This is a genomic window from Micropruina sp. (assembly GCF_047606665.1).
In the GTDB taxonomy this organism is placed as follows: domain Bacteria; phylum Actinomycetota; class Actinomycetes; order Propionibacteriales; family Propionibacteriaceae; genus Micropruina.
In genome coordinates this window covers 183,936-199,339 of record NZ_JASGEF010000007.1, presented here as the reverse complement: position 1 = coordinate 199,339, position 15,404 = coordinate 183,936, and the positions used below count along the sequence as shown (strand labels likewise).

Sequence of the window (15,404 nt, the reverse complement as noted above, 5' to 3'; positions counted from 1 at the left end):
TGGCGTTGGCTGAGGGTCGCAACCCAGACGTCCGGACGCAGTCCATTAGGGTGAACCGGTGAGCGGACCGGAAGTCAGGCGGCGAGGACCACACTGGGGACGACTCGGTCTGATCGTGGTGGCGGTGGCCGCGCTGGTGGGCATCGTGGCCGGCGTCCAGGCGCTGTCGGCACCGGTCGAACGGGCCGGGACGCCGACCATGCCGGTCCCCGCACCCACCGGGACGCGGTTCACGAGTCCGTCGCCCAGCCCCAGTTCCAGCACGACCCCCACTACGTCCGGCTCGGCCAGCCCGACCGGCACGGCGTCCAGCTCGCCGCGCAGCACGATGAAGTCGTCCGGAGCCTTCAACTGGGCCAGCGTCACGGCGTCCGCCGCCGGCTCCCAGGGGAAGCTGTACCGGTATGCGGTGGCCGTGGAGACCAGCGCCGCGCTCAAGGCCGACAGTGTCGCGACGACGATCTCGGGCGTGCTCAACGACCCGCGCAGCTGGACCGGCGCCGGCGACGTCCGGTTCGCCCTGGTGGCCCGCTCGAAGGCCACCGTCAACCTGTATCTGGCCAGCGCGAAGACCGCCGCCACCCTGTGCGGTTCGGACGACGGCGCGGCCGACGCCTGCACCGACGGCGACACCGTGGTGATCAACGCCGAACGCTGGAAGTCGACGGCCGCCGGCTATGCCGGGAACACCGCCGGCTACCGCGCCTACCTGATCAACCATGCGGTCGGCCAGCTGCTCGGCGAGAAGGCCGCTTCCTGCCCCGGCAAGGGCAAGAAGGCCCCGGTGACGATGGAGCAGAGCGGCGATCTGCGCGGTTGCGTCGCCAATCCCTGGCCGTGACGGTCGGCGCATGGTGGTGAGCCGGTGAGCGCGTCCCGCTGACCGGAACACAGGCCGCATCACCTGGCCGTCGGTCGACTCCTCCTCTCGATCGAGAGGACGGCCATGACTTGCATCGACGCATCCGTGGACCCGCGCCGGCTGGTGGCCGCCCATGCCTTGGCCGCGATCGCCGTCGCGTTGCCCTGGCCGGCCCTGCTCGCCGCGATCTGGCGGATCGCCGACGATTCGGCGCTGGTCGGGCTGGCCGGAGCCGCCAGGTTCGCCCCGTGTGTGCTGCTGTCGGCCCTTCTCGGCGGGCTCGGCGACCGGATCGGACGACTCCGCGCGGTCCGGCTCTCGGTCTCGGCACGGGTGGTGCTGGTGGTGGCCGTCGCGGTGCTGCTTCTTCAGGGGTTGCCGTGGCCGGCGCTGGCGGCCGCGACCCTGAGCGTCGCGGTCGGCGTGCCGGCGTTTCCGAGTCTGGCCGCGCTGTTGCCGCAGGTCTCGACGCGTCCGGAAGAGGACACGAATGCCCTGGTCACCTGGGAGATCAGCGCGTTCGTGGTGGGTCCCGCGCTCGGCGGCTTGCTGCTGGCGGCGACACCGAGCTGGTCGGTGGCCGCGAGCGTGCCGCTGATCGTGGCCGCCGCGGTCGTGCTGCCGCGCCGGGTGACCGAACGGCCGCCGTCGGTGCGACGGCCGCGACTTCGGGACGGCCTGCACGAGGTGCTGGCGGTGCCGGTGGTGCGCCGCGCGATCGTCACTGTGATGGCGGTCAACGTGGTGATCGGTGCCCTGGGGGTCGCGCTGCTGGCGATCGCCGAGACGCGTTGGGACGCCGGCGTCGCCGCGTTCGGCTGGCTGACCGCGGCGCAGGGGTTGGCGTCGCTGACCGCGCCGCTGCTGGCCCGTGCGGTCGGACGCCTGTCGCCCGGCCTGGCCGCGCAGCTGGTGGTGGTGCTGCCGCTGGCGGTGGTGACCCTCAGTTCCGGGTGGGTGGCAGCCGCCGTCCCGATGGCGCTGCTGGGCTCCGGGCTGACCATGGTCGAGTGCCGGACGACCCGGATGATGCAACTCGGGGCGCCCGCCGACTACACCGCGGTCGCTCTCGGCGTGGCGGATTCGGCGGTCGTCGCGGCCGCGATGGCCGGCGCACTGGTCGCACCGTGGCTGCTCGCCGCCCTCGGACCGGTCGGCCTGCTGCTCGGGTTGGCCGGCGGGTCCGCGGCCGTCCTCGGCTGGGGGTTGCGCCGCGGCGTCCGGACGCCGGACCTGCCCGCCGAGCCCGATGCACCGTTGGAATCGCGACCGGCCGGGTGCTGACCCAACCCCGGCTCGATCTCAGTCTTCGTTCGGGTCGGCCTCGGCGTCGGCCTGGGTTGGGTGCACGGTGCCGGGCAGATGATCGGGCGGACCGTACAGCGCGTAGAGCTTCATCGGCTCGTCGCCGATGTTGGTCACGTTGTGCCAGGTGCCGGCCGGCACCAGGATCGCCCAGTCGTCCTCGACCTCGGCACGGAAGCTGAGGTCGTCTTCGGCGGGACCCATCTGCACCAATCCCCGGCCCTGTTCGAGCCGCAGGAACTGGTCGTTCTTCGGGTGCACTTCGAGGCCGATGTCGCCGCCGACCGGAATCGACATCACGGTGAGCTGCAGATGCTCGCCGGTCCACAGCGTGGTGCGGAAGTTGTCGTTGACGACGGTGGTGGCCTCGATGTCGAGGACGTACGGCTTCTTGCCATGGTCAGTGCTCACTGGACTACCTCCTGTGTCGGTCGGATTCCATCCTTGCCGATGCCGCCGACAGTTTCGACCGACTCGGAAAGAACGCCGTCGCGGGCGTCCAGCAACTGCCGGATCACCTGCAGCACACCGTGGTCGGCGTTCGACTCTGCGATGAACCGGGCCCGCTGCCGCACCGTCTCGTGTGCGTTGCGCACCGCGTAGCTGTGCTCGGCCTCGTCGAGCATCTCCAGATCGTTGTGGGCGTCGCCGAAGGCCATCAGCTGATGCCGGCCCAGCCCCAGATGGTCGGCCAGCACCCGCAGCCCGTGCCCCTTGTGGACACCCGGATTCATCAGGTCCACCCAGACCGGGCTGCCCGTGGTCACCGAGAACTCGGCTGCGTAAGCCGGGTGGAAGACGTCCTCGAAATAGCGAATGCTGTCGCCCTGCGGCAGGTAGACGCTGAATTTGTCGACGTCGGCGTCCAATTCGTCGAAATTATCGATGTACACGATCCGTGGATTGAACCTGCCCAGGTACGCCTCGTGTTCGGCATCGGCAGCCAGCACGTAGGCGGCCTCCGGGGCGCAGGCGACCGGCACGCCGGGCGTCACCCGCAGGGTGAGCTCCGCCATCGCCCGGTAGCTGTCCGGGCTGAGCAGGCTCTGGAACAGGACGGTGTCGCCGTAGCTGACCGTGCCGCCGTTGTTGCCGATGTAGGCGATGCCGGCGCGGGACGGGAACATCTGCTGGAGCCGATTGAGCGGACGCCCGCTGGCCGCGACGAAGGTGATGCCGGCGGCGGTCAACCGGTCCAGGTAGTCGTCCATTCCGGGCGGCAGTTCGCCCTGCTCGTCGAGCAGCGTGTGGTCCATGTCGGAGGCGATCAACCGCACCTCATCCATCGGGCGTTCCCTTTCGTTCACAGAGCCGTTGTCGTTCACAGCGCCTTGGCGTTCGCCGATCAGGCCGGTGTCACAGGCCCATCCGGTCGAACTCTTTCACGGCCCGCCGACGGCCCAGTTCGATCATCTCTTCGGCGCGATGGAAGTCGAGGATCGCGCACGAGTCCATCGGCACCCAGACCAGCACGTCGGGGACGTTCAGCACGGTACGGGCGATCTCGATGCGGCCCTGCATGACGTCCAGAGTGCGGCCCAACAGGTCGACCAGGTTCACGTCGGTGGGCCAGTCCTCGAAGTCCTTCGCCGCCGGCGGCTGCGCCGCGAGCAGCTTGCCCAGGTTGCGGGCCGGCCACGACTCGGCCACCGATTGGCCTAGCCGGGCCGTCCACGACGGTTGCCCGGCGTCCGCGGCGATCATGGCGTTGTCGGCGCGGGCGGCGTCCGACGACTCCTTGCTGGGCAGCTGGACGTGCAGGCCGGAGCGCTTGCCGAACAGGGACACCCCGACGTTCACCTCGCCCGGCATGTCCATGGTCGGCGCCAGCGGCAGCGGGTTCAGCAGCCCGCCATCGACCAGCAGCCGATCGCCGATCCGAACCGGGGTGAACACCGCCGGAATGGCGATCGAGGCCCGGATCGCGGCCACCAAGGGCCCCTTGCGGAACCAGACCTCGCGTTCGGCGTCGATGTCGGTGGCGACCGCGGTGTAGGGAATCGGCAGCTCCTCGATCCGGACGTTGCCGATGAACCGGTGCAGTTCGCGCATCACCCGTTGCAGCCGGATCAGGCCGGGAGCGCCGAAAGTGAAATCGGTGAGCCGGACGATGTCGCCGCGGGTCAGCGTCCGGACCCAGTCGGTGAAGCCGTCGAGGCCGCCGGCGGCCAGCACTCCACCGACCAGGGCGCCCATCGACGTCCCGGCCACCCCGACCACGTCGTGACCGCGGGCATGAAGTTCTTGAATGACGCCGACGTGTGCGAAACCGCGTGCTCCGCCGGCCCCGAGCACCAGGTTGACCTTCATGGGGACGAGTCAACCATCTCGGCGGACTGCCGCGGGTGCGCAACCGGTGGTGCAGCCAGGCTAAGGGTCGCCGCGGAAAGGCGCCGCCGCACTACGATCGAGAACAGGCCCGAGGAGGTGTCCATGAGTGCGACGGACGTGCGGCAGGCGGTGGTGGTCGGCGCTGGGGCGATGGGGTCCGGGATCGCGGCGCAGCTGGCGAACGCGAGGGTGAAGGTCCGGCTGCTCGACGTCGTCCCCGAGGGCGAGAACGAGGACCGGTCGAGACTGGCACGGGACGCTATCGCCCGGCAGGTGAAGGATGGAGGCTTCATGCTGCCGGTGTTCGCCGAGCGGGTGACGCCCGGCAACGTGCTCGACGACGTGGCCGCCTACGCAGAGGCCGACTGGGTGATCGAGGCTGTTTTCGAAGATCTCGCGGTCAAACGCAGTCTGTACGCAACCATCGATGCGCACCGCGGCCCGGACACCATGGTCACCTCGAACACCTCGACGATTCCGTTGGCCAGCCTGGTCGAGGGGCGGGACGCCGGATTCGTCGCGCACTTCGCGATCACCCACTTCTTCAACCCGCCCCGGCAGATGCCCCTGCTGGAGGTGGTGGCCGGGCCGTCGACAAACGCCGAAGTCACCGAACGGCTGGTCGCCGCCGGCGATCATAAGCTCGGCAAGACGGTGCTGCGCTGCCGGGACACCCCAGGCTTCCTGGCCAACCGGATCGGCAATTTCTGGATGGCCGTGGCCTCTGCCGAGGCCCTCGCCTGCGACGTCGACGTCGAGACCGCCGATGCCGTGATGACCAGGGCATTCGGGACGCCGCGCACCGGTGTGTTCGGGTTGTTCGACCTGGTCGGGATCAACCTGGTGCCGTCGATCTGGACCAGTTTCCTGCGGCTGCTGCCAGCCGACGACGGCTATTCCCGTTACGACATCACCACCAATGCCGTGTTCCCGGGGCTGCTGGAGCGCGGTCTGGTCGGACGCCGCGCGGCCGGCGGCTTCACCCGGCGCCGCAAGACGCCCGAGGGTCCCCTCGACGAGGTGATCGACCCCGCGACGTTCGAGTACCGGCCGCGGCGGACGGCGTCCGACCCGGCGTTGCAGGCGCGCGGTCTGCGGGCGGTCTGCGAGACCGACTCGCCGGCCGGACGCTACGCCTGGACGGTGCTGCGCGAGTTCCTCGACTACTGCTGCGTCACCACGCCCGCGATCGCCGATCATGTCGGGCTGATCGACGACGCGATGAAGCTGGGTTACGCCTGGCAGGCCGGTCCGTTCGAACTCGCCGACACGGTCGGGCTGGATTGGCTGGTCGAGCGGTTCGAGGCCGAGGGACGAACGGTGCCCACCCTGTTGCGGCAGGCGGCTGAGGCGGGCGGATTCCGGCCGGGGCCGGGAACCGTGCTGGCCGCCGACGGTGCCGTGGTGGAACTGCCGGCCGGTCCGCTGACGGTGGCGCAGGCGTCCGGAGTGCTGGCCGAGAACGCGTCGGCGGCCCTGGTCGACCTCGGCGACGGCGTTGCCTGCCTGACCCTGCGGACCAAGATGAACGTCTGTGAGCCGGGCGTGTTCGAGATGATCGCTCGCGCGCTGGAGCTGGGCGAGCAGGGTGCGTTCGCGGCGCTGGTGATCGGCACCGATCATCCGCGAGCCTTCTCGGCCGGCGCGAACCTGAACGTGTTCGCGTCCCTGGCGGACCGCAGCGATCCGGACGAGTTGCGACGCTTCACCGAACTCGGGCAGCACTCGTTCGCTCGGCTGCGGGCGGCGTCCTTCCCGGTGGTGGCGGCTGCCCGTGGGCTGGCGCTGGGCGGCGGTTGTGAACTGATGCTGGCCGCGCACCATGTGGTGGCCGGGGCCGAGCTGTACGCCGGTTTCCCGGAGCGCAAGGTGGGCCTTATCCCGGCCTGGGGTGGCGTCACCCGGACGTTGATCCGGTCGTCACTACGGGGTGTACCGGACTCCGCAGCGTGCGCGTTCGCCCTGGCGTCCTCGTCGGCGATCAGTTCCTCCGCGTTCCACGCGCAGGCCGAGGGGTTGCTGCTGCCGTCCGACGAGATCGTGATGAACGGAGCACGGGTGCTGGAGCGGGCCAAGGCGTCCGCGCTGGAACTCGTCGGACGTCCCCAGCGTCCGGAGCCGAAGACGTACGCGTTGCACAGCCCCCGCCTCGAACCCCTGGACGCCTCCTGGTCGGATGCCTCACCCACCGACCGGCGCATCGTCGGCGCCCTCGCGGCCATGCTGACCGGCGACGAGCCGGTCACCGAGGCCGAACTGCTCCGTCGCGAGATCGAGGTCGCCCTGGAACTGGTGGTGCTGCCGCCGAACCAGGCTCGGATGCGCCACATGCTGGCCACCAACCGCCCCCTGGAGAACTGAGCCGCCTGCCTGGTCGAGCCTGTCGAGATCCCAACCCGACCGCTCGTCGCCCCGGCCGTCCCCCGTCATCCCGGCAAGCGTTCCGCCGTCATCCCGGCAAGCGTTCCGCCGTCATCCCGGCGAATGCCGGGATCTCCCAGCAGCCTCCGCGATGCTGAGGCTCGAACTTATCCACAGGCCAGTCCACAGCAGGGGATAACTACATCCGTGTGATTCGGGGTCGTTGCTCTAGGGAGCTGGCTTCGACAGCAACTCGTTCAGCGTCGCGATCGCTTCCTCGCGACTCATTGCGAGAATGGTCGCCTCCGGCACGCCCAGGTTGATCAGCAGCGTCACCACGCCGGCGGGTATCGTTCTGGCCGGCAGCTGAGGGATTCCACGATTCGGCTTCACCTTGCGTTGCACGCAGTCCCAGAACTCTTCCTCGGAGACATCCAACTGACTGCGCAGAATGGTGTTCCAGAGGCCGGCGCCGTAGGTCTTCCTCGCTGGCGGAGGCCGGGAAATGTGGGTGCGCAGGATACGGCCGTCCGGCAGGTTCAGCTCGAAGGTGAGGTGATGCCGGACCCCGCCTCCCGTGCCCCGCTGAACCTCCGACCATTCCTCGATCCGGCAGAACGACCGGTGATCCGAGCGGCTGGCGGCGGGAAATCTAGGCATGCTGTCAGGCGCCCTTAACCCACTCGGCCAGTTGTTCGTCGGACGAATAGGCGATGATCTGCACCACGCCCCAGTGCTTGGCGTGGTTGCCGGCCAGCCGGAGGTGGTCGGCCCAATCGTCTGCATAGTCGCGCAGGGCGATCGTCATCTCGGCGACGGCGTCCTCGAAGGTGTCGCCTTCTACCGCCAGCCCGAGTTCGGAGATCGCGATTCCGACGGCCCGGCCCTCGGTGAACACCTCCGCACGGGCGGGGTGCAGCGCGGCCAAGGCGTCCCGCAGACGGTCGGCATCGACCGCGGCGATGACGTGGTGATCGCGGGCATAGGCCACGGGTCGGCCGCTGGCGGCCCGGTTGGTGATGTCGGTCATGTGGGCGCGGGCATCGCGCAGGGTCTCGTACTGAACGGTGCTCATCGGATCCCTCCCCGGCGCTGACCCGAGTGTACACCGTGTACATGAGTCTTGGAATGGGGTCTTTCGGACTCAGCAACGGGGGAACGGGCCGACGGTGTGCGTGCAGAAATGCCGACGACCCCGTCGTGTCGGGACTACTTCTTGATCGTGAAGTTTGCCGTCGTGCCCCCGGTCATCACGCCCGGACCGGTCCACCGGAACGACTTGGTCTTGGTGGTCTTTCCGATCCGATAGGTCAGTTTGCCGCTGACGATGTTGTGGGGCCGTTGCGCGTCGAGCATCGCGATCAGGTCATCGAAGCTGCTGGCCGAGGCACTGGGGTCCTCCCAGTCCTCGCAGGAGATCTCGCCGAACTCGTCGGTCACGCAGGAGCCGGAGTCTCCCGCGGCCGACACCTTCACCGAGCCGCGGGTGCCGGCGGATTTCGGCAACGTGATGGTGAACTTCGTGCCGGCGCGAGTTCCGGCGGGCTTGTGGTTGCGGACCACCCGGAAAAGCGGCCGCAGCGTGTAGTCGGTATCGGTCTTGAGCGTGCTGCCGGCAAAGGTGGCCCACTTGCCGTCGCTGAACTTCTGCACCTTCGACACCCGGTAGCCGATGGCGTCCGCCGAGACCAGCTTGAGAGTGACATCCACGCCGGTGATGGTGGCGTCTTCGAAGGTCTGGTCGGTGATCGCCCAGACGTCGTCCGCGGGCGGTGTGCCGATCTCGTCGGGGAAGTAATAGCGACTGGCGATCACCTGTGAATTGGTCAGCTTGTCCTTCTTGCCGTTCGCGCGCTTATACCGGATCGTCCAGGTGACCTGGCCGCTGCCGGAGCCCACTTGGTCGAGCTGCTCCAGGGCCGCCTGCCCGACCATCGTGGCGACCGCGGTGGCCGCGGCGTCCGGATAGGCGATCTGGACGGCATAGCTGTCGATCTGCTTGCCCTTGGGGTTCTGGATGTCGACGGTGAGCGGGAAACCGGAGACGGCGCCGACCGTGCCCCGGACGCCGACCCGACGATCCTCGGTGACCATGCCGACCGGGGCAAAGATCTCCGAGACCTGCTTGTACGAGCCGGTTGCTCCGGCGCCGTCGGGAACCACCAGCGCGACCGAGGCGTTCGAAAGCAGCATCGACACCTTGCCCTCTTGGGTCATCGGATGCCCGAACGCCCAGACCGTGCGGCCGCAGATGGCCGTGACGGTACCGATCGAGCCGAGCGGCAGGTCGCCGCTGGCGAGCCCGACCATGACGTTGCCGCCGGCGACCAGCGGCTTGGACGTCGCGAGCTGCCGGGGCGCCGCCGCGAAGGTGCCGCTGCGGAGCAGCGTCGCGGCGCCGGCGGACCGCGGTGTCCGGGCCAGGGTCCGGTTGGTGAAGGCATTCTCCTTGGCGCCGGCCGGACCGGCGACGTTGACGGTTGCGACCTGGCTCAGGGTGCTGCCCGTCAGCTGGGTTCCGGCGACGCGGCTGCCGACGTCCGAGACCTTCAGACCGGACCTGCTCAGCTGCACAGTGCGGGCGGAGGTGACTGCCGTGGTGCCGATCGCCTTCATGTATTCGGCGGGGGTGACACCCGCGATCGGCAGGTTCTCGGTGGTGAGTCGGTAGGCGACCGCGCCGATCAGGCGTCCGTCGCCGTCGTACACCGGCGAGCCGGACATGCCGGCCCAGATGCCGGCGCCCCTCATTCCGTTGGTTCCGTCGATGATCGAGTTGCTCAATCGGAACAGGAGCAGGTCTTTGCCCTTGCCCAGCGCGTCCGCGACGAAGCCGATGTAGCTGCCGGTGAAGGCCCCCGGATCGGTGCCTTGCCACACCGTCTTCCCGGTCACGGCGTGTCCGGCCTGCCAGGCGCGCGCCTCCTTCACCGGAACGTAAGGCTGCGAGCCGTCGCTGCAGAATCCCGGACCGGCCGCCTGCGCCGGCGAGGCAGACATCGTCAGACCGATACCGAGGACGCCGGCGAGCAGGACTGCGCCGATGCGGCGCGACCAGTGGTGGAATGTGGGTTTATGGGACGCCGCCGGACGGCGGCGCGCGGTGGCGGTCGGATCAGCCATCGATCCAGTCCTGTCCTGTCCGGGAGGGGATGGGTCGGGCGGAGGCCGGGTTCGCAGCGTCGGCATCAGCAAGAGGCGGCGTGCCCCGGACTAGTCCTTGCCGCCCCGGCACAACGTAGCAGGCGGGCAAAGCGGCACCTTGCCAACGCTAGGAAATATCAGGTGACGGTCGTCCGGGAGCCGAAAGCTCGGCGACCTGGTGGGGAGAGGTGGTCCGACGAGAACCCCACCGATCCTGTTCGCGAAAAGTCTGCGGATTTCCTGCGAGATCCTCCGGATGTCGGACGGCGATGGGGCGTAACGTCAGGACGAGTCCCGGCCGATCGGCCGCCCCGAGAGAGAACCGCGCATGTCCGTTCGTTACCGCTTCTTGATGCCCGTCGCAGCCGCTTCCTTGATCGCTCTCACCGGGTGCGTCTCGGCGCCGCCCACCGCGAGCACGCCCGCCTCGCCCGCGAGCACACCCGCGTCGTCGGCGAATACTTCCGCGTCGTCGGCCCCGCCGGCGCACTGGACGTACGAGGGCATCGACGGCCCGGTCAACTGGGGCAAGCTCTCCTCGGCATACCAGGCATGCGGAGTCGGCGCCATGCAATCTCCGATCGATCTGCCCGCGACCGTTCCGGCGTCCACGGAAGAGACCGCCATCACCGTCACCCAAGCGGCCGCCGAGGGACATGCCGAGGACACCGGGCACTCCGGACAGTTCTTCCCGGCAAGTCCGCCTGCCACGCTGTCGCACGGCGGGAGCGACTATTCGTTGCAGCAGATGCATTTCCATACGCCGTCCGAACACACCATTGCCGGCAAGCACGCCGCTGCGGAGTTCCATTTCGTGTACGGGGACGCCGCCGGACGTCACCTGGTCGTCGCGCTCTTCGGTGAGAACGGTGCCCCGACCACGGCCATGCAAGCGTTCATCGACGCCGCCACCGCGGGAAAGAACGTGCCGGCCACGCTCGATCTGGCCGCGATCATGCCCGCTTCCAGCGCCTACTACAGCTACGAGGGCAGCCTGACAACGCCGCCCTGCACCGAGAGCGTTCCCTGGATTGTGCTCAGCACCCCGGTCACCTTGTCGGAAGCGCAACTCGCGAAGCTCCGCGCGCTGCACGGCGAGATCGCCCGGCCCGACAACCCGATCGGCGCGCGCACGGTCTCCGGAGGGTTGGAGACGGTCAAGCGCGCCTGACGGCAGCGTGGTCGCAACAGATGTTGAGTGTCCTTCGAACAGTGGCGGCCTCGCGCAGGTGCTTTTTATTGTCTCAGGTGCCTTCCGGACGACCAGCCGGAGTCGTGTAGCCGTTCGAAGGCGTCGAGCAGCAGGTCGAGGGTGAACTCGAACTCGTACTGGCTGTCGCAGCCGGCGCCACCGGTCCGCTCCAGTGAGTCGAGGGTGATCGCGACGATGTGCGGGAAGCGGTCTCGGATCAGCTGTTCGGTGGCCAGGGACTCTTCCGGTGTGGACGCCGTCGCGCTGTCGTCGAACGCCTCGGGGCTGAATCCCCAGATTCGGTGTCCGAGGGCGTGCATCGCGTGGTGGGCGAGGTCGGCGGAGAGGCCACCGGCCAGCAGGTCGCCGGCGACGGCGTCCATGTGGGCGAGCACGGCCGGCGTCCGCTGACCGCTGGTTTCGATCGCCGCGCGCAGCCAGGGGTGGGCGACCAGAGCGTCCCTGGCCGCCAGGACGCGGAATCGCACCGCGTCGCGCCAGTCGAGGTGGGGTTCCGGTCTCGGGTATCCGGTGACGATCGTGTCGATCATTCCGGCCAGCAATGCCTGCTTGTTGGCGACATGTTTGTACAGCGCCATCGGGACGACCGCGAGACCGGCGGCCAGGGTGCGCATGCTGACGCCGTCGAGGCCCTCGTCGTCGGCCAATGCGACCGCCGCGGTCAGCACCCGAGCTCGGTCCAACCGAACCCGATCGGGCTGTGACATTGACATGTGTACACCGTACACCTAGCCTGAGTGTACGCCGTACACCTGGAGGTTGAGCGATGACCGCTGATCGACGACTGACCTTGTCCGCGGGGGTGTTCTATCTGCTGACCTTTGTCACCTCGATGCCCGCGCTGGCACTCAAACAGCCCTACCTCGACGGCACTACGGGCGCCGATCCGGACGCCGTGCGCTGGGCGGCGGTGTTGGAGATCGTGCTCGCGGTGGCCTGCGTCGGCACGGCGGTCGCGCTCTACCCGGTGCTCCGACGTCACCGCGCGGCGCTGGCGCTCGGTTTCGTCGCCTCGCGCACCGTGGAGGCGGCGGTGATCGTGCTCGGAGTGGTCGGCATGCTGGCGGTGCTCACCGTCGGCCGTTCGGAAGTCGCGGCCGGTGCCCTGGTGGCCGTGCACGACTGGGCATTCCTGCTCGGTCCGGGCCTGCTCCCGGCGGTCAACGCGCTGCTGCTGGGCGGTCTGCTGTTCGGTGCCCGGCTGGTGCCGCGGGCGATTCCCCTGGTCGGGTTGATCGGGGCGCCGCTGCTTGTGGTCAGCGCGCTCGGCACGCTGCTCGGCTGGTTCGATCAGGTGTCGCTCTGGGGGTTGGTCGGCGCGCTGCCGATCGCGATATGGGAGCTTGCCCTCGGCTTGTGGCTGACCTTCCGCGGTCTGCGTGACGTCACGCCCAACCGGGCGGACGGCGTCCGCTACTCCGACTCGGGAGTGGCGGCCAGATAGACCCAGCGGCCGCCGCGCCGGACGAAAGCCGACCGTTCGACCAGCGTGCCGCGGCGTCCGCGATCGCTCCAGCGCGCAACGAACCCGACGATGCCCATCAGGTCGTCCTCGGCGCCGTCGGTGCGTTCGACGATCTCCAGCCCGTCCCACCGTCGGTCGTCCAACTCCAGGGATTCCGGACGGGTTCGCGGATGCCAGGTGCGCAGCAGATACTCGGCGTCCGCCACCGCGAAGGCGGCATAGCGCGAGCGCATCAACGCCTCCGCGGTGGGCGGCCAGGTCTCGCGGCGCAGGAACGGGGCGCAACAATCGGCGTAGCGTCCGCCGCCACACGGGCAGTCGGCAGTGCCAGGCAGGTCGGTCATCGCGCCCAATGCTGCCATGGTCGTACGGAGTGTTGCGCCGGCCGCCCATCTGAATCGGCCCTTCGGGTCCGTCGGTTCGACGACGACCTCGCGCCCCGGGAGTGGGGCACGCTGGGCAGATACCTACGAAAGTAGATAGTCAACCCAGACCTGTGCGCCCTACGGTTCGGCTGAGAAACATTAGGGGGGAGTTGAGATGCGAGACAACTTGTCGCGCGGGATACTGGTGAGTGCAATGTGTGCGGTCCTTGCCTTGGCCGGCGTGTCCGCAACGCCGCTGACTGGGGACGATGCCTGGTGGTGCCAGATCTTCCCCAACCTGTGCAAGAAGTAGTGGCACGCTAGGGGCCATGGCTGTTGGTGTGTTCATGCGGGCTGCTCCCGCTTCACGACTACCCCTGTGGATCGCTGCTCCGTGGGCCACCTTCTGTGCACTCTCGACGCTGGACGATCTACGGTTGCGTTGGCCGGACATCGTGGCAACTCCGGAAAATGATGCTGCTTACGCGATCCAGCTGGTACTGATCGCGCTATCGCTTGCGACGGCTGGCTATCGCCCAAGATTCTCGATGGTCGTAGGTGAGCTTGCTCTCGGGATGAGCCTGCTCACGAGCATCGCCGGGTTCGCTTCCTTTGCGGTGTCGATCAGCACAGTTCAGACGGCAGCTCTCTGCCGATCGCGCCTTGTCGTCGTCCACGCGGGCGTAGCCGCCAGCTGGCTGGCGTGGTTGTGGGCGGTCAATCCGCGGCAAGAGTACTGGGGGGTCGCCACTGGGATTCTCTTGGCGGCGGGCGTCGGATTCTTGGTGCGGTTCCTGTTGCTGAGGTCGGAAGCGTCACACCAACGCCTGGCGGAAGTTGCGGCGAATGCTCAGAAGGCACGAGAACGCGAACGCGCGGCGCTCGCGCGGCGGCTTCACGATTCAGTGGCGAGCGAGTTGACGAGGGTGTCGCTGCGAGTTTCCAGCGTCGAAGGCTCGACGGACGCCACTGAGCAGGCGGAGGCGCTGGCCGAGATACGAACCACGGCGCTAAAAGCGCTGCATGAGCTGTCCGTATTGGTGGAGGTGTTGACGTCCGACGACGAGAAGGCACCAGCGCTCGGTGATGACCATGATGAGTTCGATCCCCCCGGTTCGGCGCCGAGCTTGGCCTCGTTGCGCGCCGAGGCTGTGGGAACGCTGCGCGCGGCAGGCTTCATGATCGTCGAACCTGCATCGGACACTGATGGAGGTGAAGAAGATCCAGCACTGGTGGAGACGCGCTCGGGTGTTCTTCAGCAGGTGCTGAAGGAAGGTGTGACCAACGTCTTGAAGCACGGTCAGCCCGGAGGACGCTGCACGCTCGACATCCGACAGAACGATGACGGCATTGCGCTCGAACTCAGCAACGAGGTGGCGGAGGGGCCGACGGCGGGAATACGGGGCAATCGGATTGGGCTGCGGAGCATCAGGAGTCGAGTCGAGGCTGCCGGCGGTGATGTGTCGATCGGGCAGTCGGCAGGCATATGGACACTGGGGGTGTGGTTGCCTTACAGCCGGATACCTTTGGCTGGTACAGAACCGGGGGTGTCCGAGCCCTTGAGGCTCGGCCAGACCAGTCCGAGTTCCTGACATCGGATGAGCAACTGCATGCGGTCGCGCACCCCCAGCTTGCGACACAATGCGCCCAGATAGCTCTTCACCGTGGCCTCCGACAGGAAGAGCCGGTCGCCGATCTCCTTGTTATTGCATCCGTTGGCCAGCTGCCGGACGACATCGAGTTCTCGTGCAGTCAGCTCGACTGGCGAGCCGACGGAAATCGTCAGGCGGCTGGTCAAGTCAGGATCTGATACCGCCTGACTGGCCGCACGGCCGATCACATCGGACGAGATGAAGTGCACCGACTCACCGGTGAGGGTGCCCCGCATGGCGTGATACAACTCGGCTGCAGGAGCTGCCTTCAGCAAATAGCCACACGCACCGGCCTGCAAGGCCTCGAACAGCACGTCGGGACGTGTGACGGCGGTCAGTGCCAGGCACTTCACCTGTGGATCCTTGCCGGTGATCGCACGGATGGCCTCGAGGCCGGAGCTTCCCGGCATCACGATGTCCATCAGCACCAGATCGGGGCACAACTCGGCACAGGCTGTGATCGCCGTCCGTCCGTCGCGTGCAACGCCGACGACCTGGAAATCGGGGTGACGGGACACCACGTCCTGCAACAACTCGAGCGTCCGGCGTTCGTCATCGACCACCACGACCCGCCAGGGGCCTGTGACCGCCGCGATGGGCTGAGTCTCTGCAGTCATGGCGGGATCTTAGCAATGCAAAGTCGGCTCTGGCGTACGAGGTGATCCCGGCCTTCCGGCCAGGCGAGTGTGGTCGGTGACGTCTATCC

The 15,404-nt window shown here is 68.2% G+C and carries 16 protein-coding genes; 6 read left to right on the top strand and 10 right to left on the bottom strand.

The features are described 5' to 3' along the window. Positions 1–58: 58 nt before the first annotated feature. Together QM619_RS01805 and QM619_RS01800 are read left to right on the top strand one after the other, a co-directional pair. Complete coding sequence (locus QM619_RS01805; RefSeq protein ID WP_415103694.1) at positions 59–841, top strand: DUF3152 domain-containing protein; 783 nt, start codon at positions 59–61, stop codon at positions 839–841. A gap of 105 nt (positions 842–946) precedes the next feature. After that, on the top strand, positions 947–2,146 hold the full coding sequence (locus QM619_RS01800) for an MFS transporter (protein ID WP_415103692.1): 1,200 nt from the start codon (positions 947–949) through the stop codon (positions 2,144–2,146). Between the two features lie 18 nt (positions 2,147–2,164). On the opposite strand, the gene QM619_RS01795 is transcribed toward QM619_RS01800, so the two are convergent. The 3 genes from QM619_RS01795 to QM619_RS01785 form a co-directional block, all read right to left on the bottom strand. Continuing rightward, positions 2,165–2,578, bottom strand: coding sequence for a cupin domain-containing protein (locus tag QM619_RS01795; RefSeq protein ID WP_415103690.1), 414 nt, complete (start codon positions 2,576–2,578; stop codon positions 2,165–2,167). Then, positions 2,575–3,453: an HAD family hydrolase gene (locus tag QM619_RS01790; RefSeq protein ID WP_415103688.1), complete on the bottom strand. Its 879-nt coding sequence runs from the start codon at positions 3,451–3,453 to the stop codon at positions 2,575–2,577. The genes QM619_RS01795 and QM619_RS01790 overlap by 4 nt, the downstream gene beginning before the upstream one ends. A 70-nt stretch (positions 3,454–3,523) precedes the next feature. Then, on the bottom strand, positions 3,524–4,477 hold the full coding sequence (locus tag QM619_RS01785) for a patatin-like phospholipase family protein (protein ID WP_415103686.1): 954 nt from the start codon (positions 4,475–4,477) through the stop codon (positions 3,524–3,526). Positions 4,478–4,600: 123 nt separating this feature from the next. Between QM619_RS01785 and QM619_RS01780 the strand changes: the two genes are divergently transcribed. Next, a complete protein-coding gene (locus tag QM619_RS01780; protein WP_415103684.1) occupies positions 4,601–6,859 on the top strand; it encodes a 3-hydroxyacyl-CoA dehydrogenase NAD-binding domain-containing protein in 2,259 nt (752 codons plus the stop codon). A 228-nt stretch (positions 6,860–7,087) separates the two neighbouring features. On the opposite strand, the gene QM619_RS01775 is transcribed toward QM619_RS01780, so the two are convergent. The 4 genes from QM619_RS01775 to QM619_RS01760 form a co-directional block, all read right to left on the bottom strand. Further along, the gene (locus QM619_RS01775) at positions 7,088–7,519 is read right to left on the bottom strand and encodes a hypothetical protein (RefSeq protein WP_415103682.1); all 432 of its coding nucleotides are present in this window, start codon (positions 7,517–7,519) and stop codon (positions 7,088–7,090) included. A 4-nt stretch (positions 7,520–7,523) separates the two neighbouring features. Beyond that, on the bottom strand, positions 7,524–7,934 hold the full coding sequence (locus QM619_RS01770; protein ID WP_415103680.1) for a hypothetical protein: 411 nt from the start codon (positions 7,932–7,934) through the stop codon (positions 7,524–7,526). Between the two features lie 134 nt (positions 7,935–8,068). Further along, the gene (locus tag QM619_RS01765) at positions 8,069–9,982 is read right to left on the bottom strand and encodes a hypothetical protein (protein WP_415103678.1); all 1,914 of its coding nucleotides are present in this window, start codon (positions 9,980–9,982) and stop codon (positions 8,069–8,071) included. Positions 9,983–10,342: 360 nt separating this feature from the next. Then, complete coding sequence (locus QM619_RS01760) at positions 10,343–10,573, bottom strand: hypothetical protein (RefSeq protein ID WP_415103676.1); 231 nt, start codon at positions 10,571–10,573, stop codon at positions 10,343–10,345. Here QM619_RS01760 and QM619_RS01755 point away from each other — a divergent pair. Continuing rightward, entirely contained in the window at positions 10,572–11,174 is a 603-nt protein-coding gene (locus tag QM619_RS01755; protein ID WP_415103674.1) for a carbonic anhydrase family protein, read from the top strand. The two genes, QM619_RS01760 and QM619_RS01755, sit on opposite strands and share 2 nt — an antisense overlap. Before the next feature lie 65 nt (positions 11,175–11,239). On the opposite strand, the gene QM619_RS01750 is transcribed toward QM619_RS01755, so the two are convergent. Continuing rightward, positions 11,240–11,929, bottom strand: coding sequence for a TetR/AcrR family transcriptional regulator (locus tag QM619_RS01750; protein ID WP_415103672.1), 690 nt, complete (start codon positions 11,927–11,929; stop codon positions 11,240–11,242). Between the two features lie 53 nt (positions 11,930–11,982). On the opposite strand from QM619_RS01750, the gene QM619_RS01745 reads away from it, so the two are divergent. Further along, positions 11,983–12,660, top strand: a complete 678-nt coding sequence (locus tag QM619_RS01745) for a DUF4386 domain-containing protein (protein ID WP_415103670.1) — start codon at positions 11,983–11,985, stop codon at positions 12,658–12,660. On the opposite strand, the gene QM619_RS01740 is transcribed toward QM619_RS01745, so the two are convergent. Continuing rightward, positions 12,630–13,025, bottom strand: coding sequence for a YchJ family protein (locus QM619_RS01740; protein WP_415103668.1), 396 nt, complete (start codon positions 13,023–13,025; stop codon positions 12,630–12,632). The genes QM619_RS01745 and QM619_RS01740 overlap by 31 nt on opposite strands. Positions 13,026–13,375: 350 nt before the next feature. Here QM619_RS01740 and QM619_RS01735 point away from each other — a divergent pair, with 350 nt between their 5' ends. Next, positions 13,376–14,638: a sensor histidine kinase gene (locus QM619_RS01735; protein ID WP_415103666.1), complete on the top strand. Its 1,263-nt coding sequence runs from the start codon at positions 13,376–13,378 to the stop codon at positions 14,636–14,638. On the opposite strand, the gene QM619_RS01730 is transcribed toward QM619_RS01735, so the two are convergent. Next, on the bottom strand, positions 14,557–15,264 hold the full coding sequence (locus QM619_RS01730; protein ID WP_415103664.1) for a response regulator: 708 nt from the start codon (positions 15,262–15,264) through the stop codon (positions 14,557–14,559). The two genes, QM619_RS01735 and QM619_RS01730, sit on opposite strands and share 82 nt — an antisense overlap. Positions 15,265–15,404 lie beyond the last annotated feature (140 nt).

What these genes read in the sequence shown, in the direction of transcription:
- QM619_RS01740 (WP_415103668.1), bottom strand. Translation starts at nt 13,025, where the DNA reads ATGACCGACCTGCCTGGCACTGCCGACTGCCCGTGTGGCGGCGGACGC.
- QM619_RS01800 (WP_415103692.1), top strand. Translation starts at nt 947, where the DNA reads ATGACTTGCATCGACGCATCCGTGGACCCGCGCCGGCTGGTGGCCGCC.
- QM619_RS01790 (WP_415103688.1), bottom strand. Translation starts at nt 3,453, where the DNA reads ATGGATGAGGTGCGGTTGATCGCCTCCGACATGGACCACACGCTGCTC.
- QM619_RS01735 (WP_415103666.1), top strand. Translation starts at nt 13,376, where the DNA reads ATGGCTGTTGGTGTGTTCATGCGGGCTGCTCCCGCTTCACGACTACCC.
- QM619_RS01755 (WP_415103674.1), top strand. Translation starts at nt 10,572, where the DNA reads ATGCAATCTCCGATCGATCTGCCCGCGACCGTTCCGGCGTCCACGGAA.
- QM619_RS01775 (WP_415103682.1), bottom strand. Translation starts at nt 7,519, where the DNA reads ATGCCTAGATTTCCCGCCGCCAGCCGCTCGGATCACCGGTCGTTCTGC.
- QM619_RS01785 (WP_415103686.1), bottom strand. Translation starts at nt 4,477, where the DNA reads ATGAAGGTCAACCTGGTGCTCGGGGCCGGCGGAGCACGCGGTTTCGCA.
- QM619_RS01760 (WP_415103676.1), bottom strand. Translation starts at nt 10,573, where the DNA reads ATGGCGCCGACTCCGCATGCCTGGTATGCCGAGGAGAGCTTGCCCCAG.
- QM619_RS01750 (WP_415103672.1), bottom strand. Translation starts at nt 11,929, where the DNA reads ATGTCAATGTCACAGCCCGATCGGGTTCGGTTGGACCGAGCTCGGGTG.
- QM619_RS01765 (WP_415103678.1), bottom strand. Translation starts at nt 9,982, where the DNA reads ATGGCTGATCCGACCGCCACCGCGCGCCGCCGTCCGGCGGCGTCCCAT.
- QM619_RS01780 (WP_415103684.1), top strand. Translation starts at nt 4,601, where the DNA reads ATGAGTGCGACGGACGTGCGGCAGGCGGTGGTGGTCGGCGCTGGGGCG.
- QM619_RS01770 (WP_415103680.1), bottom strand. Translation starts at nt 7,934, where the DNA reads ATGAGCACCGTTCAGTACGAGACCCTGCGCGATGCCCGCGCCCACATG.
- QM619_RS01745 (WP_415103670.1), top strand. Translation starts at nt 11,983, where the DNA reads ATGACCGCTGATCGACGACTGACCTTGTCCGCGGGGGTGTTCTATCTG.